General features: G+C 66.7%; 18 protein-coding genes and 1 tRNA gene. 12 read left to right on the top strand and 7 right to left on the bottom strand.

Annotated features, from left to right (window positions below):
• Positions 1 to 195 precede the first annotated feature (195 nt).
• Both AB0H21_RS34650 and AB0H21_RS34645 read right to left on the bottom strand, forming a co-directional pair.
• Positions 196 to 555, bottom strand: coding sequence for a hypothetical protein (locus AB0H21_RS34650; RefSeq protein WP_358525408.1), 360 nt, complete (start codon positions 553 to 555; stop codon positions 196 to 198).
• A gap of 744 nt (positions 556 to 1,299) precedes the next feature.
• Positions 1,300 to 1,461, bottom strand: coding sequence for a tyrosine-type recombinase/integrase (locus AB0H21_RS34645; RefSeq protein ID WP_358525574.1), 162 nt, complete (start codon positions 1,459 to 1,461; stop codon positions 1,300 to 1,302).
• Positions 1,462 to 1,793: 332 nt separating this feature from the next.
• Here AB0H21_RS34645 and AB0H21_RS34640 point away from each other — a divergent pair, with 332 nt between their 5' ends.
• The 3 genes from AB0H21_RS34640 to AB0H21_RS34630 all read left to right on the top strand — a co-directional run bounded on the left by AB0H21_RS34640 (position 1,794) and on the right by AB0H21_RS34630 (position 3,777).
• Positions 1,794 to 2,336, top strand: coding sequence for a TetR/AcrR family transcriptional regulator (locus AB0H21_RS34640; RefSeq protein WP_358525406.1), 543 nt, complete (start codon positions 1,794 to 1,796; stop codon positions 2,334 to 2,336).
• A 52-nt stretch (positions 2,337 to 2,388) separates the two neighbouring features.
• On the top strand, positions 2,389 to 3,090 hold the full coding sequence (locus tag AB0H21_RS34635; protein ID WP_358525404.1) for a DUF2306 domain-containing protein: 702 nt from the start codon (positions 2,389 to 2,391) through the stop codon (positions 3,088 to 3,090).
• A gap of 552 nt (positions 3,091 to 3,642) precedes the next feature.
• Positions 3,643 to 3,777, top strand: coding sequence for a hypothetical protein (locus AB0H21_RS34630; protein ID WP_358525402.1), 135 nt, complete (start codon positions 3,643 to 3,645; stop codon positions 3,775 to 3,777).
• Positions 3,778 to 4,444: 667 nt separating this feature from the next.
• On the opposite strand, the gene AB0H21_RS34625 is transcribed toward AB0H21_RS34630, so the two are convergent.
• Together AB0H21_RS34625 and AB0H21_RS34620 are read right to left on the bottom strand one after the other, a co-directional pair.
• Positions 4,445 to 4,759: a DUF6342 family protein gene (locus AB0H21_RS34625; RefSeq protein ID WP_358525400.1), complete on the bottom strand. Its 315-nt coding sequence runs from the start codon at positions 4,757 to 4,759 to the stop codon at positions 4,445 to 4,447.
• Positions 4,760 to 5,170: 411 nt separating this feature from the next.
• On the bottom strand, positions 5,171 to 7,114 hold the full coding sequence (locus AB0H21_RS34620) for a primary-amine oxidase (protein WP_358525398.1): 1,944 nt from the start codon (positions 7,112 to 7,114) through the stop codon (positions 5,171 to 5,173).
• A 1,671-nt stretch (positions 7,115 to 8,785) separates the two neighbouring features.
• Between AB0H21_RS34620 and AB0H21_RS34615 the strand changes: the two genes are divergently transcribed.
• From AB0H21_RS34615 to AB0H21_RS34585, 7 genes are all read left to right on the top strand, one after another.
• Positions 8,786 to 10,237 carry a pyridoxal-dependent decarboxylase gene (locus AB0H21_RS34615; protein WP_358525396.1) on the top strand — a complete coding sequence of 484 codons (1,452 nt, stop codon included), beginning with the start codon at positions 8,786 to 8,788 and terminating at the stop codon, positions 10,235 to 10,237.
• On the top strand, positions 10,234 to 11,775 hold the full coding sequence (locus tag AB0H21_RS34610) for a hypothetical protein (protein ID WP_358525394.1): 1,542 nt from the start codon (positions 10,234 to 10,236) through the stop codon (positions 11,773 to 11,775). Before AB0H21_RS34615 ends, AB0H21_RS34610 begins: the two co-directional genes overlap by 4 nt.
• A gap of 45 nt (positions 11,776 to 11,820) precedes the next feature.
• Positions 11,821 to 12,297 (top strand): hypothetical protein, encoded by a 477-nt coding sequence (locus AB0H21_RS34605; protein ID WP_358525392.1) that lies wholly within the window; start codon positions 11,821 to 11,823, stop codon positions 12,295 to 12,297.
• Between the two features lie 25 nt (positions 12,298 to 12,322).
• On the top strand, positions 12,323 to 13,105 hold the full coding sequence (locus AB0H21_RS34600; RefSeq protein WP_358525391.1) for a hypothetical protein: 783 nt from the start codon (positions 12,323 to 12,325) through the stop codon (positions 13,103 to 13,105).
• Positions 13,106 to 13,204: 99 nt separating this feature from the next.
• Positions 13,205 to 13,603, top strand: coding sequence for a hypothetical protein (locus AB0H21_RS34595; RefSeq protein WP_358525390.1), 399 nt, complete (start codon positions 13,205 to 13,207; stop codon positions 13,601 to 13,603).
• Positions 13,600 to 14,148 carry a hypothetical protein gene (locus AB0H21_RS34590; protein ID WP_358525388.1) on the top strand — a complete coding sequence of 183 codons (549 nt, stop codon included), beginning with the start codon at positions 13,600 to 13,602 and terminating at the stop codon, positions 14,146 to 14,148. The genes AB0H21_RS34595 and AB0H21_RS34590 overlap by 4 nt, the downstream gene beginning before the upstream one ends.
• Before the next feature lie 153 nt (positions 14,149 to 14,301).
• Positions 14,302 to 15,054, top strand: coding sequence for an MBL fold metallo-hydrolase (locus AB0H21_RS34585; RefSeq protein WP_358525387.1), 753 nt, complete (start codon positions 14,302 to 14,304; stop codon positions 15,052 to 15,054).
• Between the two features lie 80 nt (positions 15,055 to 15,134).
• Here the strand turns inward: AB0H21_RS34585 and AB0H21_RS34580 are convergent, their stop codons facing one another.
• The 3 genes from AB0H21_RS34580 to AB0H21_RS34570 all read right to left on the bottom strand — a co-directional run bounded on the left by AB0H21_RS34580 (position 15,135) and on the right by AB0H21_RS34570 (position 17,127).
• Entirely contained in the window at positions 15,135 to 15,296 is a 162-nt protein-coding gene (locus tag AB0H21_RS34580; RefSeq protein ID WP_358525386.1) for a hypothetical protein, read from the bottom strand.
• Between the two features lie 383 nt (positions 15,297 to 15,679).
• Positions 15,680 to 16,060 (bottom strand): hypothetical protein, encoded by a 381-nt coding sequence (locus AB0H21_RS34575; RefSeq protein ID WP_358525384.1) that lies wholly within the window; start codon positions 16,058 to 16,060, stop codon positions 15,680 to 15,682.
• Between the two features lie 776 nt (positions 16,061 to 16,836).
• On the bottom strand, positions 16,837 to 17,127 hold the full coding sequence (locus AB0H21_RS34570; protein WP_358525382.1) for an HIT domain-containing protein: 291 nt from the start codon (positions 17,125 to 17,127) through the stop codon (positions 16,837 to 16,839).
• A gap of 242 nt (positions 17,128 to 17,369) precedes the next feature.
• Here AB0H21_RS34570 and AB0H21_RS34565 point away from each other — a divergent pair, with 242 nt between their 5' ends.
• Together AB0H21_RS34565 and AB0H21_RS34560 are read left to right on the top strand one after the other, a co-directional pair.
• On the top strand, positions 17,370 to 19,280 hold the full coding sequence (locus tag AB0H21_RS34565; protein ID WP_358525380.1) for a helix-turn-helix domain-containing protein: 1,911 nt from the start codon (positions 17,370 to 17,372) through the stop codon (positions 19,278 to 19,280).
• Between the two features lie 352 nt (positions 19,281 to 19,632).
• A tRNA-OTHER gene (locus AB0H21_RS34560) sits at positions 19,633 to 19,709 on the top strand.
• Positions 19,710 to 19,906 lie beyond the last annotated feature (197 nt).

The raw sequence follows: 19,906 nt of genomic DNA, 5'->3' as shown, positions 1-19,906 counted from the left end.
CGACGCCGCCCAAGCGCGGTGATCTGCCGAATTGTTCTTGTGAGTATCAAGGGGCGGCGGCGCTGCGCGCCGTCGCCCGGCCCTGCGCCCGCTCGGCGGCCGGGCGTGCGGCCTGGGGGCCGGTCCCGGCCGCCGGCGGCTCGGGCCGCAGGTACTCGGGTAGCGATTCGCCTGATCTTCTAACTTCGACGCTGGCTAGCTGCCGCCGTTGCGGTCGGCCCACTCCGCCTGCGTTGGCAGTGGCCCGTGCATCAGCTTGTGAGCGACCTCTTTTTTCGTCACCGCGTCAACGTTCTCCGGCAACTGGTCGAAAGAAGCAGGCAAAACGTCCAACAGCGAGAAGATCTGCTGACCGTCTCGTACGGTCAACAACACCATGCAGCGCCAATGCGGCGAATACTCAGGCCGGTGGTTCAGCCTATGAACGAGCGCTGGCCACAGGTAGTGGGTCGCCGTGCGATCGGCATACTCGGACAGCCATGCGACACCATGCTTGCGGCTCAGCCCACATGCCACCGCCTCGGCGTCAAGTCGAATGAGTTGGGCGGTGTCCACTGCCTTAACTGTTCGTGGGACCTCAGAGGACATGCCGCAAGGATCCCCTCATTACTTGCCGCAAGCCACCCCTGGCGGCAGTCGTGCCATCGGTGTCTCCGTCCTCCTCGCTGCTCAAGTGTCCCGGTTGAGGCCACCGAGTCAAGGGCGCCTTCGGCGTCGCTACGCGATCAACTTCGTTGACCCTTGACACGGCGGCCTCGCCCTGGGGATCGGCAGCTACGAGGAGGACGGGGGAGAACCAGGCGACGGGCGAGCTACTGCAACGCGTACTGCAACAGCCCCGCACAACCGCTCACGATCACGACCGCCCGGCACCATCCCGGAGCAGGACACAAGCTCCTGATCACACGCCGGGTGGTCCTGATAAGGAAGCGGTCCGATCGTCAAGGAGCCTTGGCTGTACAGCCACAGTTACAGCCGAGGGGACGAACGTCAGCGGACATCGACGAACGTCCATGGAGACCTCGCCTCCAGGCCAGACCCTCAGAGCTTGATCGAATCGTCTTCTTTTAATCCGTAGGTTCAGGGTTCGAGTCCCTGGCGGCCCACCCTCAACGACCTGGGCAGACTCCCAGATCTCATGATCGGGAATCCTGCCCAGGGTTTGCAGTTCGGGTTGCAGTTGTCAGCAGCGGGTTGCAGTCGTCGGCCTCAGTCATCCCACAGCGCCCGGCCCATCCGCGCCGCCGCTTCGCTCGCCGGCTTGGACGTGACGTGCGTGTACCGCTTGGTCGTGGTGAGCTAGGAGTGTCCAAGGATCTCCTGCACGACGCTGATGTCCACGCCCTGCTCCAGGAGCAGAGTGGCGGCCGTGTGCTGGGCGTCGTGAACGCGGGCGTCCTTCTCGACCCCGGCGTCCCTTAGGAGTCCCTTCCATTCGTCCCAGTCGTCGCCCGGGTCGATACGACTGTGACTTTCCGTTCCGATGCGTCTCGCAAGCCCGTTTCCGCACGTCGCAGCTTCGGGCGGGGAGACGGCTCAAGTACGTCGAATCCCAGAACAGCCTGATCGCCGACACCCAGTGACCCTGGACGCCCGCACCATGGCCGCGGGAGGTCTGGGTATGGGGGGGTCGGAGTTCTGGAGGGTCTCGCGTAGAACGTTCCGAAGCCCTGCGCATTCGCCCGGGGCGCTCGGCGGGCGCTGACAGGAGTGCTCGGATCGGTTCGGCGGCTGCGGTCTCGTGGTCGCTGTATTGACGGACTCTTGATAGTGACTGTTTACTATCAAGAGTGATGGAAGGGCGGCGTCCCCGAGTGGACGCGAGTCGGCGGCGCGAGCAGATCCTCGAAGCCGCGCTGGCCGAGTTCAGCCAGAAGGGGCTGCACGGCGGGTCCACGGTGACGATCGCCCAGCAGGTCGGCATCTCGCATCCGAACCTGTTTCGGCTCTTTTCCACCAAGAAGGAGCTCTTCCTGGCCGTTCTTGTCCGCCTGTTCGAGACGATCGATCGTGAGATGCTCCGGCGCGGCAGTGACGCCGGGGCCGACTCCATGCCCGTGATGATGGACGCCTGGTTTGGTCTCATGGCGGATCGCGAAATGATGCTCATGATGCTTCAGGGGTATGCGGCCTGCGAGGATCCCAACATTCGCGATCTGATGGCCCGCTCGACCCGGGAGATCTTCGAGAAGGTCGAGGCCATGCCGGGCTTCGACGCCGACCAGGCGCATTCCTTCATCGCCGAGGGCATGTTGTACATGGTCTCCGCGGCGATGGATCTGCCGGGCCGGGCTGAGCGGGAGCCGTGGGCCGAGCGTTTTCTGGCCTCGGGCTGAGCGTTTTCTTTTCGGCATTTGATAGTGACCACTCACTACAAAGGAGTGCGAGATGACTGCAACCACCATCCGGCGCCGCCGGCCGCAGATCCTCTGGACCCTGTTAGCCCTGCTCGCCGTCGGCATCGCCGGCTTCGCCGTACCGCCCTACCTGACGGGCGACACCTCGCTCAGCAAGATCCCACTCAACGCGGACGTCGCCCTGCACTATCTGTCGATCGTGATCCACGCGGTCCCCGGCGGCCTCGCGTTGATCATCGGGCCCTTCCAGTTCCACAAGCGGCTGCGCGCCCGCTACCCCAAGGCCCACCGCATCGCCGGGCGCGTCTACATGGTCAGCATCGTGCTGGCAACCGCCGCCGCACTGTTCGCGGCCACCGTCTCGATCAGCGGCTTCCCCGTCCAGGTCGCGTTCTACCTGCTGTCGGCGGCCTGGCTGTACAGCCTCTACCAGGGCTACCGTGCCATCCGGCGCGGGGATGTGCAGGTGCACCGGGTCTGGATGATCCGCAACTACGCGCTGACGTTCGCCGCGGTGAGCCTGCGTCTCTTCCTCGCCATCGGGCTGCTGGTACAGCAGGCCGTTCCGACGCTGAGCTTCAATGACCTCTACACCGCGAGTGTGTGGGCGTCCGTGCTGGTCAACGCGGTTGTAGCAGAGTACTTCATCGTGCATCGGATGTTGGTCCGCCGCAGGCGGAGCGCTGCGCTCAACCGCCCTGGAGGAAACGCCGCCGCCCTCCCCGCGCAGTGAGAGGAGCGCTGTCGAGCATGCGGCCTAGACAGCGCTCTCCCGATCATCTGTTCTCAGCCGCTCGCGGAGACGCAGAAGCAGCCCGGCAGGTCCTGCAGCTCCTCGCCGCCCCGGTCGAGGCCTATCGACCGCCCCTCGCAGGACTCTCACGACGCTGACCAGCGGCTATCCCGGGGCACGATCTCTTTCTCCCATATTCCGGCTGTCCCCGACGAACACCGGCCCGCGGGTACGGCCCTTGATCAGCCGGGGCAGCAGTCGGGCGGTCCCGGCGTCCCAGTACACCGTCTCCAGCACGACCGGCGCAGGCGTGGCGAAGGTCGTGCAGTCGCAACCAGTCGAGCCCCGCCTTAGCCCTGGTCTTGTGCCACCGCGTGCCGAGGTTCCCCGGCTCGCTGGGAGTGCCGATCGTCGAGGCGAACACGAGCCCGCGGTTCTGCCACTTGCCGCCGGCCGCGAGCTGCTCGGCCGCCTGCTCACGCTTGTGCTTGCGAAGCGCGACCAGGGTCGGCTCAGGGACGGGGACGACGCGGCCCGACCTCCGACACCGTCGTGTCCGGCACGCACGTGAGGTTCGCCCGGGAGCTGTTCGAGTCCGCGGCACGCTTCCTGGCCGACTGCGAGCGGCTGCGCGACGAGTACGCCGAGCAGGTCCCCGATCAGGCGACGCCCGGCAAGGCGGCCTGACCGGTTTCGGGTGGGGCCGCTGGAAGCGGCAACTTTGCGTTCCCCTGACTTCACCGCAGGTGTGATTTAAATCACTGCCGAGCGTGGCCGCACATCGCTTCGATGCGCTAACGGTAGGCGTGAACGCGATGAACGTTCCCGCATGCGACTGCGCCCGCCTTCGAGATGGCAACGGATGGGCTGAGCGACAACTTCCGAATGGCTAGCGGCGGCTAGCGGAGACGTCGATTTCGACAACTTCAGCAGGAACGACCCGGGAGATCCCTCAGGAGGCTAAAGAAGCGGACGTACCACCCAATTAGGTTGACCATTTCGATGGACTTTTACGCCGATGGCGCGAATCCACCGCCATCTTGCCGGCATGAGCATTCGGAGCGCAATCATCTTCCGCGTCGACAACTGCTCGATATCTTGCGATCGACACAACACACCTCTTCGAGGCGGTGCGAGCCCTATCCGAGCAGAGGTAGTCATTTCCCTCTACCGATCGAGGCCGACGGGAACTCCGCCGACCCCGATCAGGTGTCGCGCACAGGCACTGGTGCGTCGCTGCCGGCCGCGAGCATTTTGTCGTCCTGGCGGACGCTATCGGCCGCGCTGGTCGTCGCCCGGTCGGGGCTGTGCCAGCCGACGAACCAGTGCCCACGCGCCACGAGGTATGGCGCTACTAGAAGGACAGGTTCTTTTGGTCCGTTATCACCCGGCCGGCGATGTAGAGGTCCCCATTGGAGTCCAGGATCCCGATGATCTTCTTCGTCGACCCATGGTGGGTCGTGAAGTAGATCTTGTCAGACTCTTGGGAGCTGGAAAAGTTTGTGTTCACCGAAAGCTCGATGCTCACCGGTGAGCTGACGAGCACGTCCCGCTTCGGAGAGTTCGGGTAGGTCCGGTTCTGGACCAACTTGACTCGGCCGTGAGTGTCACCTTCCTCCCAGTCACTGGCCAGCCCGAGGTCAATATCCGGCATGTCGACTCCCTTCATTTCTCCCCATTTGGGGAGGACGCACCCCCCCTTGGAACGCGCCATAGCGAAGGATATGTGGTTCTTGGGAGATTTTCTAGAGATCTTCCAGGGTTTCCCAAACGCGGAAATTGGCTGCAATATATAAGTTTGAGGCGCCAAATCCCCTATCTGTTATTTGTCCGAATGCGATGAGCGGGGCAAGGCACGAGTGCGAAGTCGAGATGTCTCCGGCGGGGGCTTTCCGGCTCCGGGATGATCATTGGTCGTCTCCTGGAGGCCGTAGCCGGCCGAGGTGAGCCCCGATCGTCACGCCCACCGTCGTCCCGGACAAGCCGAGCAGACCAGGGGCCAGGGGCGCTCCCCCGACGGGCGGGACGACGGCAGACGGGACGATCAGGCCGGGCGGGGCGTGCGCGAGCGCGCAAGCTCTCAGTCGCCGTGGTGACGGTGTCCGCCGCAGTGCTTGGCCTCGTTGGCGGGCACGTTCAGCGTGGGGTTGCGATCGAAGAACCCGTACGGCGTCAACGAGAATCCGGCATGGTCGACCGGCATCACCGGCCAGTCCTCGGGCCGCGGGAAGTGGGTCACGCCGAAGGTGTGCCACAGCACGACGTCCTCGCCGTCCAGGGGCCGGTCACCCGCGACGTACGCCGGCAGACCGTCGCCGCCCGGGTTCTGGTTGACGAACTCGCCGGCCGGATACCGCTCCTCAGGCGCGTACCGGGTGATCCACAGATCCCGGGTGGTGAACGCCGCCCGCGCGGCGATCGACGAGGACGGGTCTGCCAGCAGAGTCGGGTTCTGCTCGGCGCGCAGTACGTAGCCGGTCGGCTGACCGAGCCGGTTGGTGCGCTCGGTGCTCACCACGTGCCAGGTCCGCCCGACCGAGGCGTCCGCACTGCGCACCCCCTCGGCCTCGCTCGCGATCCGGGTCCGGGCGTAGCTGAAGGCGTTGCCGTACGGGTTCTCCGGCGAGACCGGCACCCTGACCGCGTCGACCTCGTCGACCGCGTTCCGGAGGCCGTCGACCATCATGTCGAGGCGAGCGCTGAACAGGTGCTGGTGGAACGGGGCGCCCAGGCCCGGGGCCACCTCGCTGGCGTAGGGCCATTCTCGCAACCCGCGGTAGGCCGAGGTGAAGAGGATGCCGGTGAGCTTGGCCTCGCACTCGATCCTGCCGTCGAGGTAGAGATACCAGTAGAAGCCGTAGTCGTAGTTGCCGATCGTGGTGAAGAACGAGATCACCAGACGGCGCTGGCGGCGGACCTCGGCCGAGTTCGGGGTGTAGATGTCGGTGTGCTTCCAGAGCGTGCCGTAGTCCTCCTCGTGCAGGCAGATCGCGTTGGGGATCCGCCGCACGTTGCCGACCTCGTCGGCCAGGTCGACATCGACGTAGTGGATCTCGCCGAGGCAGTCGCAGCCCAGGGTGAGCGAGTTCGCGAACCGGCCGAAGAGGTATTCGCCGGTGTCGAAGTAGTTCTGCCAGAACCGGACCGGCGCCGGATCTCCGTACGGCACCACCATCTCGGCGATAGAGGCGCGGTACACAACCGGCCGGAGTTCGCCGTCGTGGTCGGGGTCGGCGTAGGCCAGGTGGTGGAGCACCAGGCCCTCGCGGGCGTCGAATCCGAAGTGGAAGGACCAGTTCGCCCAGGTGATCCGGTCGCCCTCGACCTGGAACGACGGCCCGTCGGGCTGGATGATCTCGATGGGTCTTAAGGTCTCCAACGGTGCCGGGCGCCCCTCCGGGAGGTGGAACTTGCTCAGTTCCTCCGGCAGCGGGAAGACACCGATGTCGAGGACCTCGGTCGCCTTCCTCTCGACCAGGTCGACGTAGGCGCTCAGCCCGTCCACCGGGTGCGCCCAGACGTGACCGTCGGGGTCGGACGTGGCGAAGCAGAGCACCCGGATGATCCGCCTGCCCTCCTCGCCGGGCAGGTCGAAGGCGCCGGCGGAGAGCGGCGCGCATACCACCTGCTCCGTGGTCAGGCCGCGCTTGGCCAGCGCGTCGACCCAGGCCGGCTCCTGGGCGAGGATCCCGTCGACCGACATGAACTCCTCGACCAGGATCGGCATCCCGCCGTGGGAGCCGTCGACGTCGACGATCGCGGCCACCGCGCCGGCGGTGAGATCGACGGTCACGTCCCGGGCGTCGCCGGTCGCGGTGTCGAGCAGCAGCACCCGCGCCCGGCGGTCTGGCCTTGGCCCGGTTCCGGCCTGGAACGCGAGTACCTCCTGCTTGTGCGGCTCGAGCAGGCCGACGTAGACGAAGCGGACGCTTTCGCCGGCCAGGCCGGCCTCGCGTACCAGGGCGGCGGTCCGCTCGATCTCGGTCGCGGTGAGGCTGGAAACCGGGGTGGTCAGGGTGGTCATGGGATCCTCTCTCGGGTGGGGCCGCGTCGAGCCGCTCGACTCGACGCTCTCGACGACCGTCGCGTAGGCCATGGGCCGCCTGAGCCGCCCCCCATACGGGGAAGGCGGCGATGAGCGCGTAGAAGAAGACCTTGCCGCTGAACGTCTGGTCGCCGCTGTCCGGATCGACCTCGCCCAGAAGCAGCGGGAAGTTCATCACCATCAGCACGCCGACCAGCACCAGGCCGAGCAGCCCGAGGCCGGGGGCGATCCAGCGGTTCCAGGAGGGGACCACGGTCCGGCGCACCGCCAGATAGACCACGACCGACAGACCGGACCAGGAAGATCACGGCCGGCAGTGCCGGAAGCGCGGTCTGTGCCAGTGATGCGACGTACGACGAGCCGTGGACGGGATGGATCCGGCCGAACGCCGCGGGCAGCACCTCGGCCCCGGACATCGAGTGCATGTAACGGGTGAGCACGTTGTGGAACGCGAGCGCCGAGACGAACAGCGAGGTCATCGCGAACGCCCAGCCGGTGAAGGTGTGGAAGAGCGCGACCACGATGACTGCGGCGTAGGTGGCCCGCGGGATGGTGCATCCGAGGTCCTTAGCCTCGTCTCGGAAAACGCCGTCGGCTCGAAGCCGGCGAGGATGAGCATCAGCGCCAATGCGGGGAAGCCATGACTGAATTCTCTCCCAGAAGAGCGGCGAGAGCGAGAGGCCCCGGCCGACGATCACCAGGGAGAGCACCGTAACGACCAGGATCTCCGGTATGAGCAGGTGAATCGCCCCGGCTTCGGTGAAGCAGGCACCGCCCGAGAGCGCCTGACGTGCCCCCCTTTAGCGTAGACACGCCCTAAAAGCCAGATACGTCACCGCGTCGGGCGTTTTACCACGTTCTGGCAAATACAACCAGACACGCCAATAGTGTCCCTTTTGGGCGATCGCCCGCCGAGCTGACGACCTCGAACGCCGAGCTTGATCAAGGTTCGCGAGAAAAACTCATAAGCTCTGATAAACCAGGACTAACAGAACATTTCCACACCTCCATCACCATGAGTAACCGTGGCCCGAACCTGCCATTCCATCTCCATCTGAGGCCTTGCGTCAGCCCTGTCATCGATGATTAGGTCGTCTACATGACAAGCATGCCGCCGATTGCGAAAGGTGAGAGTAAGGTTGGATTCACCGTGTTTCAGCCACGATGGACCTCCACCAGCTCCTGATCGTCGACGACATCGCCGCCGAACCGGCTCGAGCTGCTTGAACGTAGCGCCACCCGAGAGTTAAGAGTCCCCTCGCGCGACCTGCCACTGTCATCGATCGGCCTTCCGCCCAGGTATTGGACCGATTCAACCAGTCAAGCCAGGTCAGCAAGGGCACGAATACCACCTCGCGTCCCGGACGCCGAGGACCTCTTCCCCTCTCGACGTTTCACCGCAGACATCATTTATTCGCGAGATACTTCATGTGATCGCACGGGAATTCAGTTCACCATGCCCAAATTCCCAGCCGAACGCGACCATATGAGCGTTTCTCGACTCCGGATCATTTTGGAGTCCCCTCCGTGACGAGTTCGCTTTCCGATGTCCAGAGTTCCTTTCCGAAGCCGGCGACCGGTGAAAGCTCCCAGTCACCCACGCCGGGCCTCACCGCGGCCTTCGACCCCGGACGTTTCCACGACGGCGCCGTGAACATCGTCAGACACCTGACGACGTATCTGGGCGACCGGTCGGTCCGGGGACTCGACCTCCTGCATCCGGAGGCGCTGCTGAAGGCCGCGCGGGAGCTGATGACCCTCGAACGGCAGGGCATCGCCGACTTCGACGCCGATCGGGTGAACCAGATCGTCGACCTGTACACGGAGACCGGTATCCCGGTCTACTCACCCGGCTACATGGGCCGACAGTTCTCCGGCGTGGTGCCACTGGCCAGTCTTATCGACCTGGTCGGCTCGGTGGTCAACCAGCCTTCCTCCTTCTACGAGGCCGGGCAGCTCCCGAACGTCGCCGAGCGGCTCATGGCCGAGGAACTTAACCGGTTCATCGGCTGGGACCCCGACCGGTTCGCCATGGTGACGACCTCGGGGGGCTCCCTGGCCAACCTGACCGCGCTGCTCGCCGCCCGCAACCGCGCCTTCCCGCAGATCTGGACGGCCGGCGCCGGCAGCACGCCGGGGCGCCCCGCCATCGCGGTCAGCGAGGAGGCTCACTACAGCGTGACGCGAGCGGCGGGCGTGCTAGGCATCGGAGAACGGCAGATCGTCCGGCTCCCCGTCGATCGGGCCGGGCGGATACGCCCCGATCTGGCCGCCCCGGTACTGGACGAGGCGCACCGGCGTGGCCTGCGTCTGTTCTGCCTGGTGGCCTCGGCCGGGACCACGTCGATGGGCGCGTTCGACCCGCTGGAGGAGCTCGCGGCCTTGGCGCGCCGGTATGGGCTCTGGCTCCATGTGGACGGGGCGCACGGGGCGAGCCTGCTGCTGTCGGACCGGTACCGGCACAAGCTGCGCGGCATCGAGCAGGCCGACTCGCTGACCTGGGACGCCCACAAGATGCTGTTCATGCCGGCGCCGTGCACGTTGCTCTTCTACCGCGACAAGACGGCGGCGCGCGGCGCGTTCCGGCAGCGTGCCAGCTACGTCTTCGACGAGGAACCGGACGTCTACAGCGCCTACGACAGCGCGGACAAGAACTTCGAGTGCACGAAGCGTCCGATGATCATGCCGCTCTGGACGGTCTGGTCGGTCTACGGCCCGGCGCTGTTCGCGCAGAAGATCGACCGGCTGTGCGCGGTGGCCCGGCAGGCGTACCAGATGGTCGCCACCGAGCCGGACTTCGCCGTAGCGCACGAACCGGAGTCCAACATCCTGTGCTTCCGGTACCAGCCGGACGGCCTGGACCCGGCGACCGTGCACCGGCTGCAGCTGGAGATCCGTAACCGGATTCGGGACGGCGGGCGTTTCTTCATCTCCAAGGTCGACATCGACGGGGTGGCGGCGCTGCGCGTGGTGGTGATGAACCACCTGATCGACGCCGACCACCTGGCCATGCTCATCGCCGAAATCAGAGACATCGGGCAACGAGTGCTGCGCGCGAGCGCCACGGCCCGGCACGACCAGCGCGACGGGAGTCATTCATGACCATGACGGATCTGGACATCACCGCCTCGGCGGACCTGGCGGCACGACTGATCCCGGAGGAGGAGCTGCGGCCCCGCTCCGTGGACGACGTCACCCGGCTGCCATCGTTCAGCGAGAAGCTGGAGGAGTGCGGGCGGCTCACCGGAATTCCGTACTGCGAGTCCCCGCTCGGCCTCCAGAACGCGCTGGTGTTCCGCCGGCTTCAGCAACTCGTCGGCATCGCCCTGCTCAACCCGCTGTGGCGCGAGCGGCTGCACTACTTCGGGATTCGCAACGCCCCCGCCGACATGTCCGAGTGGGAACGGATCCCTCTCTCGGACAAGACCGTGCAGCGGGACATGTTCATGGGCGCGCGAGCCGGGATGGTCGTGCCGCTCGACCGCGGCGGGTTCGAGGTGGTGGCCAGCGGCGGCACCGGTGACGGCATGCCCTTGGAGATCGTGTACTCCCTGCGGGAACTGCGCGACACCTACCGCATCGCCGGGGCGTTCATGGGCGCCTACCAGCTCGGCCGCTACCTGAATGGCCCCGCGCCGCGCTGGCTGTTCACCACCCTGGCCGACTACCAGATGTGGAGCAGCGGGACCATGGTCGGCGGCGTTCTGGCCCAGGTCCCGGGAGTCAACTACATCGGCGCGGGACCGGTGAGCGCACCGGTGCTGGAGCACATGTTCTCCTACCCCGGCCACAAGGCGCTGATGGGCATCACCGCCAGCATCGCGCTCCTGCCCGAGCTCGGTGCGGGCCTCGCGCCGCAGGCCAGGGCGAGCTTCCGGGTCGCCATGTACGGCAGCGGCTCCCTGCCGCAGCGCAAGCGAGACGAACTGCAGGCGTTCTTCCCCAACGTGTCGATCCTCAGCTACTTCGCCGCGACCCAGGCCGAATGCGTCGGGCTCCAGCTCGACCACACCTCGCCGGCGCTCTCCGCCGTGCCGGGGCTGCACCTGGTGGAGATCGTGGACGAGCACGGCCGTGCCGTCGCCGAAGGCGAGGAGGGCGAGCTGGTCGTCACCCGGCTGCACGCCGACGAGACGCCGCTGCTCCGGCTCAAGCTCGGCGATCGGATGATCCGCCGCCCCGCCCTGGACGGGCCCGGGTTACGCACCGAGCGATTCGAGTTCGCCGGGCGCACCGCCGATGTGCTGCACCTCAACGACAGCCAGTACTCGGCGACGCTGGCCTACGCCGCCCTGCGCGGGCGGCTGCGCTCGGTGTCCGGCGTCGACCTGGACCTGGTCGCGCACGAGGTCCAGTTCCACAACCACCGAGAGGACCGGACCCTCACCCTGCTGGCGGCGGTGGACGACGCCGAGGGCACGGCCGCGGCCGTCGAGCACGCCCTCGGCCCGAGCGGGACGCGGCGGCTGTTCACGCAGGCGCTGCCGAGTTCCCTGTCGCTCTTCAACGACCGGGAGGCGAACGCGGTGGCCATCGAGCAGACCGGATACGAGTTCCGGCTGGTGTTCGTACCCCCCTCCTCGCCGCAGATCGAGCGGACCGCCGTCGGGAAGACGCCGCTGGTCAGGGACCGGGGCTGAGCACGTGGCGGCCTGTGAGCCCATGAAATCCGACAAGGAGGATCGATGAAAGAAAAGGTCAGCATCGTCGTGATGGTCGACGCCGTCGGGGCGTTGTCCGACCGGACGCTGCACAACGGCAACATCTCGCTGGTCGACGACAGCTCGGCGGGGAGCCGGCATCAGGGGACCCCCGACCTCATCACGGCGGTGGTCCCGGGACAGGTCGTCCAGTGGACGCCCATCCACGTGGACGTGCAGACTCCGGTCGAGATCCAGGCCATCGAGTTCCTGCCCGGCGCGGCCGTCCCGCCCTCGGACGACCCGGGCGTGCCGCCATACCCGGTGGAGCCCCCTGCCGTTCCGGCACCCGACGCCACGGGTTCCGACGGGCACGAGAATCACGACCTGCTGGTGTGGGAGGGCGTCGTGCCCTACTCCATGGTGCCCGGTGTCCCGTACCGCTACCGGCTGTCGCTCAAGCTCCACGAAGGACCCAACAGCGTGCTGCACATCGACTCGCCCGCGCTGCTGCGCGTGTGAGCCACGTTCTGCGAAAGGCGGTTTCATGGCACAGCAACACGGGATCATCGTGCTGTTCGACGTCGAGAACGCGCTTCGGACGCGGTCGCTCGACGGCAACACATACTGGTTCGACAACATGAAGTTCCTCGGCTCGGTCGGGGAGGGCACCGGGCAACTGGTGACGATCGTGCCCGGCACCTACTTCCTCGACGGGTCACAGGCGACCGAGCAGGTGCTGAACTGGCTGCCCGCGGCGCTGGGGGCGATCCCCCCGACGGTGCCGCGCAACTACCTGGCCGAGCAGGAACGCGCCCACGACCGGCGCACGCTGGAGCAGTTGGCCGCGCTCAGCGGCGAGGGCGAGGCGAGCAGCGCCGAGCTCACGCGGCTGCGGCAGCGGGTCGGTAAGCGTCCCCGCAAGCAGGCCGGCGGGCGTGGCCTCACCGCGGCCAAGCTGCTGGACGTCACCGGGAAGACCACGAACAGCGCCGCCGCATACAACTATCCGGCTCCGGTGATCACCGACATCACCGGCCAGGCCGTCACCGAGAAGATCATGTACCCGGCCCAGTACGGGTCGCCCGACATGATCTACGACGGCTGGTACTGGGCCGCGACCGTGGACACGAGCCGGCCGGGAGTCTACCCGTACACGGTGCACGTCCAGCTGCACGAGCTGGTCGAGCAGAACAACGAGCTGGTCTGGCAGTCCGTGGATCTGACCTGCGAGTCCAGCCTCAAGATCACCAACGACCCGAAGCGCAACGCGTTCACCGGCGCCGGACTGGGCGTCCTCCCCCTGCCGGCCGTCCCTCCCGCCGGCTGACCCGGCCCGAACCGGAGCATCTTCGAACAGAGGAGCCACATGCCCCCGAGGAACCGACAGTCCGAACACCGGCCCGCACGGCCTGTGACGATCACCGCGGTGGTCGACCCCGTGGCCGCGCTGGCGTCGGAGAACCTGGACGACAACCTCTACCTCTACGACACCAACAAGGCCGCCGGGTCCTCCGGTTTCGGCACTCCCGAGTTGCACAGCCGGGTACGCAAGGGCGACACGCTGCTGTGGAACGTGATCCCGCTGGAGTGCGAGACCTACGTGGCCCTCGCCGAAATCGAGATCGACCCGCGGATCGCCGAGCCCACGCGGAAGGTGTATCCCGGCACCGACATCGTGTTCTGGTCCGCCGAGGTCAAGCAGGACCTGACCAAACCGGTACCGTACCGGCTCTCCTTCCTGCTCGGCACCGTCGGCACGCCGTTCACCTCCACCGCCCGGCCGGCCCTGACCGGTCCCGCCGACGAAGGAAAGGAAGGCCGATGACCCAGGCGTACACGGCCACGGACTTCGCCGATCGCGGCCAGCTCAACTCCGTCCAGCTGAACGTGGTGACCCTCGTCGACATGGAGAAGGCCGCCGCGACGAAGTCCCTGGACGGCTGCCTCTACATGATGGACAACAGCGTCGGCGGGGTCGGGCAGGGCAGCGACCATCTGGAGACCATCTGCAAGCAGGGGCAGGTGATCAACTGGATCGTCCGCCCGATCGACATGCACCGCCGTCCGGACGGCACCTGGCCCCCGATGCCGAAGATCAACAACCTGGTCTTCCTCGACATCGAGAAGGGCGACGAGGACGATGTCGCCGAGCGCCGGATCATGACCGAACTCAAGGTCTACGGCGCTCCCGACCGGATGCGCGACCAGTACACCGCCGTCTACTACTACTGGGCCGGGGCGGTGATGAGCGACGCCAAGCCGGGGGTCTACCGCTATCGGTTCGTCCTGGAGCTGGAGAAGGAACACGGCACCGACAAGTTGTACCTGAACTCGGTCAACTATCCCGCCCTGCGGGTACTGCCCGTCTGACGGTCCCTGAGACCTGGCGAGCGCGGTGTGGTGAAGACGGCTTGTCATGGCCGCCGCCCGGCGGCGGCCATGACAAGCCGGAGACGGTTCGCGTCCCGCTCGGTTAACGTGGTTCGCACGATGCCCGACGGCGCGCGGCAAACGGAGTTGCTCATGACGACCACCATCACCGTGATCGGCGGCCCGACGGCCCTCCTGGAACTCGGCGGGCTGCGCATCCTCACCGATCCGACCTTCGATCCGCCGGGAGATCACCCCGTCGGGCCGCTCACGCTCACCAAGACCATCGGCCCGGCCCTCTCCTCCGCCGACATCGGCCAGGTGGACCTGGTGTTGCTCAGCCACGACCAGCATCCCGACAACCTGGACAAGCTGGGCCGCGAGGCGATGGCCGCCGCGCCGCTGACCCTGAGCACACCCGCGGCCGCCGTGAATACCGGCGTCACTCCCCTGTGCCCCTGGGAACACCACGACGTCGGCCCGGTTCGCGTCACCGCCGTTCCCGCCCTGCACGGCCCGCCGGGATGCGAGCCCATCGTCGGTCAGGTCACCGGCTTCATGCTCACCGGCGCCGGGTCGCCCACCATCTACGTCAGCGGGGACAACGCTTCGCTGGAGTACGTGGAGCTCATCGCCGGGCGGTTCCCGGCCATCGACGTCGCGCTGCTGTTCGGCGGTGCCGTTCGCGTCCCCATGATCGACGAGCGGCTCACCTTGAACGCCGCCGAGATGGTGATCGCCGCGCGCCTGCTGAAAGCCCGGCACGTCGTGCCGCTCCATGTCGAGGGCTGGAGCCACTTCACCGAGACCCAGGCCGACGTGCACACCGCCTTCGTCGAAGCCGGTCTCGACCACCTGCTCGTTTCCCCCGCTCCCGGACGACCGGTCACCCTGATGTCCGCCTGACGATGCAGAGCGGCGGAGCCAGAGCATGACGGATGCCAGGGGCGTCTGCGGTGCGTCTCCTCCTGTGCGCTGGTCCGGCGTCAGGTGGTGCAGTGTTCTTGGGTATCGGTGCGGACCCTGATGCCGGTGAACTCTTCCACGATGGCGAGGTTCTCCAGGGCATAGTTGGTCGCGGTGATCTTGTCGGCGTTGGGGCTGCCCAGCCTGCCGGTATTCCGGTCGCGCAGGTAAATGCCGTCCATGGAGTCGCTGAGCCGGTCCTTGATCAGCGGCAGGCTCCTGGCCTGACTGTACAGCCACGAGTACAGGTCCGGTGGATTCGTAGGTGGTCGCCACGACGCCGACGTCCCTTCCTCAGATGGGGATGTAGATCAGGCTCGTCACGCCGCTTCGCCGCTGGGATCGGGGTGGCAGTCGAAGCACTCGACCCGGCGCAGTGCCACGGGCTCGCCATCCAGCCAAGCAGTACCGTTCGTGCGATGCGCCCGGACGTAGCGCCGACCCTTGCCCCGGCACGAAGTGCACGCATTCGCGACAGGCTCACCATCAGCGCTGATCGCGATGGATCTTTTGTCGAGCAGACACGGCATAGGACACCATCCTGCGCACCCCCGTAGCGTTTGGTCTACCAGATCCACAACGCGCGTTGACGGCCCTCGATGGCGTCTTCAGGGATCACGAGATGCGCGGCCTCCGGCCCTTTGCGGGAGTCAGGGTCCAATGGAACGGCAAACCGGTGCTCACCGGAGTCCACCGCAAGGAACCTGTCCGGTAGCAGCTCGTATTCGTCGATCACCTTGCCGATGTAGTAGCGCATGACGACAAGCGCATTTCCTTTGGGAAACCGCCAACCCGAGCATCCGTACAGACCGAAAGGGTCTGCGAGTGCTCGCAGGACCATGCCATCAAAATGCAGCTCCACGGAGTCACGCACAAAAGAGACCGCACTTACTTCGCGTCCCACGAGCAATGCGAGTCCTTCATGCGAGCAGGCTGTGCCGGCCATGTGTACATACTCGCATGGAAGTGGAGCATGGCACGATCTCGTCCTCCTCGCTGGTCGAGTGCCCCGGTTGAGGCTGCCGAGACAAGGGCGCCTTCGGCGTCGCTTAGCGATCAACTTCGTTGACCCTTGACACGGCGGCCTCGCCCTGTGGATCGGCAGCTCCGAGGAGGACGAGGGAGAACCAGGGGCTGGGCGGGTACTGCAACACCCACACAACCGCTCAGGATCACAACCACCGGCCCGCACCGCCGCACCGAGCCAAGCCGCGCTGTCGATCTGCTTGCCGATCAACGGCGCAATGATCACCGTTCGCCGCCCCTGCCAGGTTGGCCGAGTTCCATGAGTCTTTGGAGATCTCTGCGGAACGCCGAGTCGTCGAGACTGGGATGCCGTGTCCTCTTATCGGCCATGACCTGCTGGACGTGATCGAGGCAGAATGTGTACCCCCGCATAATCGTGTACGCCTCGCTGGCTCGCTTCTGCCCCAGGCAGACATAGCAGTGAAGGGTCATATTTCGACGGTAGCCAATGAGGGCGACTTGAGGGCTATTAGCCTGTGATGTCGCGGTGCCGTGCGTCGACACCCAGCCACGCCGCTCCCTTCTTTCGGGTGCTGTTCGAGCAGCCTCCGACTTCGAGATGATCACGAGTTTCCGAGAGTGCTCCGTGCATTGCATAAGGGCGGGCCTGGTTGAGGACGATCGGAGGCCTGGAACTTCGTACCTCAGCCCCAGTCCGACGGGCTGCGGTGGTGACCGCCGAGCAGAGTGCTGATGTCAGGCAGGCAGATCACGTGTGGTGCTCGTGTCCCCTGGGGGGAATCCCAGCGCTGCCAAGCCGGACTGGACCGCCTTAGATTCCTGATCGAGCAGACTCCGCGCCCTGGTGCCCCAGTTGGCGTCTATCCGGAAGCCATCCCCCTCGAACCTGGGGAACACATGCAGGTGAAAGTGAAAGACCTCCTGAAACGCAGCCTTCCCATCGGCGAGGAAAGCGTTCACGCCTTCACGGCCGAGCACGCCGAGGACGAGGAGCGCGGAGGGGATCACGCGTCTTCTGATGGTCATCCGTCTGCCCTTTCTGGCTGTCGGGGTTGTGCCATCTGGTGTCGCCGGAGATCACGTTGCGCCAGGGCTTTCGGCGGCGTGGCCCGGACTGACTCCAGACAGAGCGGCAACACGCGTGTTGCTCTGGCAATGGGTTGGGACAGTCCAGGGACAGCGGGAAATGATCAAGGCTTTGACGTGTGTCGTTCATGTCGTCCTGGGATACTCCACGCATTCCGGGCCGATGCGAGATGAGGTGGCAAGTGTCAGCGGAGCGGCTGGCCGAGTTGCTGTCCGAGTTGAAGCTGCGTAGCGGGCGCACGTACGAAGCTCTGGGGCGCCGTACCGGAATGAGCCGGTCCACGGTCCACCGCTACTGCCGCGGCGAGATCGTCCCTGACAGCTACGGCCCGCTCGAGCGCATCGCGAGGGCGTGCGGCGCGGACAAGGCGGAGCTGGACGAGCTGTACGGGCTGTGGGCCCAGGCGGCCGCGCCCCCGAGCGCCGAAGCCGTGACATCCGGCTCGCCCGCGGTGAGCGACGCATCCGGCCAGGGCAGTGATGGCGCGACCGGCCCGGGCGGCGTATCGAGCGAGGGCGGCGCGGTCGGTGAAGGCGGCGCGGCCGCGGCATCGGCGACCGTCACGCGGGATCCTGCCGTCACCTCGCTGGTGTCCGCCGCGGAGAAGCCGCCCATCACCTCTGCGGTGCCCCGCGCGGAGGAGACGCTCGTCGTCTCCGTGCCCCCTCCGGTGGGGGAGACGGCGGTTACCGGTGGGGGCGAGACCGTCGAGATCGGTCCCGGCTGGGGGGTCACCGAGGTCGGCGGTTCGGGCGCCGCGCCCCGGTGGCCGAAGTGGGCGGGGGCGCGTCAAGGGCTCGCGTTCCTGAGCACGATGGTGGCGATCGTGTGCTTGGCGGTGCTCACGGCCAGCACACCGCCCCCGCCCACGCGTCCGGCCGCGCAGCCGCAGTGGATCACCGGGCCCGCCTGGACCAGGCCTCCAGCCCCTGTGCCGCGCACGTTGTTCGGCGTCACCATGAACAGTTCCACCGGCACCATGCCCGCCTTCCGGGTCGGCGCCGTGCGGCTGTGGGACAGCGAGACCCGCTGGGCCCAGATCCAGCCCGAGCGCGGTGAGTACGACTGGTCGGTCCTCGACCGTCTCGTCACGGGCGCCCACCACGCCGGGCTGCCCGTGCTGTTCGTGCTCGGCGGGACACCCGGGTGGGCGAGCCCCGGGGGTCCCGCAGCGCCGTACCCGGACGGGTCCAAGGCCGCACCGCCCGACGACCTCGCCGACTGGGACGCGTTCGTGCGCGCCCTGGTCGGGCGTTACCGCGGGCGTATCGCGGCGTACGAGCTGTGGGTGCTCGGCAACGACCGCCGCTTCTACGCCGGCACCGTCGAGACGCTGGTCGAGATGACGCGACGGGCCAGCGTGATCATCAGAAAGGCCGACCCCAAGGCCACGGTCGTCTGTCCGGGGATGGGGCAGTTATGGACGCCTGAGGGGCGAAGTGTGCTGCGGCGGTTCGCCGAGCTGGGAGGGTACGACCACTGCGACGTCGCGGGGATCAAGCTGCACCAACGCACCGCGTCCGATCCGCCCGAGAGCATGCTGGAGCTCGCGACCATGGTCGATCGGACGATGCACGAGGTAGGGATACAGCCGCGCCTGTGGAGCACGGGCACGACCTACTCGATCCCCCTGGAACGACCGCTGGACGAGACCAGGGCGCGAAACTACGCGGTGCGCTTCTTCCTCACCGGGCTGTGGGCGCGGAACGTCAACCTCGAGCGCATGTACTTCTACAACTGGGGCGGCACCAAGATCCCCATCGTCCTTCAGGCCGAGGGAGGCGCTCCGACCCGTGCCGCGCTGGCCGTTGAGCAACTGCAGCGGTGGCTCGCTCACGCCCACAGTCGATCGTGCGGACGCGGCCTGGCGATCAATCTCCCCGAGAACGTGTGGCAGTGCGAGTTCACCGTGATCGAGCCCGACCGGGAGTACACCGCGACGATCCGGTGGGCGATCTCCGGGACGGCCGACACCACCGCGGGCCCGAATGCTCACGTCGTTCGACGGCTGGACGGCGCCACCGTGCAGGTCAGGCCGGGGGACACCATCACCGTGACGGAAGAGCCCGTGCTGATCGAGGACCGCCCGTAAAGCGAGGCCAGGTCCGGGGAGACAGCACAACCCCCTGGCCCTGGCCCGCTCCCCTGACGGGTGGGACGACGGCAGACGGGACGATCAGGCAGGGGGAGCCGCGCGCTTTGCGCGAGATGTGGGGCTTGATCGCATGCCAAGGTGAGGACGGCCTCCGGTGCTATCCAGCGTCCCCGGCTCGTGCCCGATCGCCTACGGCTTGGCACGCCAAGCCGTACCCATGCGGGGAGGCGCGGCGCAATGCCGGAGGCCGTCCCAACGAGGGTACTGCCGTGCCCGTCGAGTGCCCGATAGGGCGGGAAACAGAGGGAACGGTGGGGAGTCAAAAGGAATGCGATCACGACGCCGAGCAGAGTCTTTGCAGATCATGCAAGATCGGCATGCGTCTTTGCAAGCAGGAAGTCAGGGGTTCGACTCCCCTAGGCTCCACCTCGTAAGATTCACCCTCGCCGATCACTGTGGGGCGAGGGTGAGTGAAAACTACGTGACTATCATGTCTGGCTTCCGGTGACGCGGCCCGACCCCTGGCCTCGGCGTCCAAGGAAGTGAGCTCATCCGGCACCGGCATCCAGTGAGCAAGAGGAGGTCCACGTCGTGCCGGCCAAGCGCCGGTGCAGCCGCAGGAG

The organism is Sphaerisporangium sp. NPDC051011, from assembly GCF_040653595.1.
In the GTDB taxonomy this organism is placed as follows: Bacteria; Actinomycetota; Actinomycetes; order Streptosporangiales; family Streptosporangiaceae; genus Sphaerisporangium.
The sequence above is the reverse complement of the archived record's forward strand: the minus strand, read 5'-3'. Positions and strand labels throughout refer to the sequence as shown.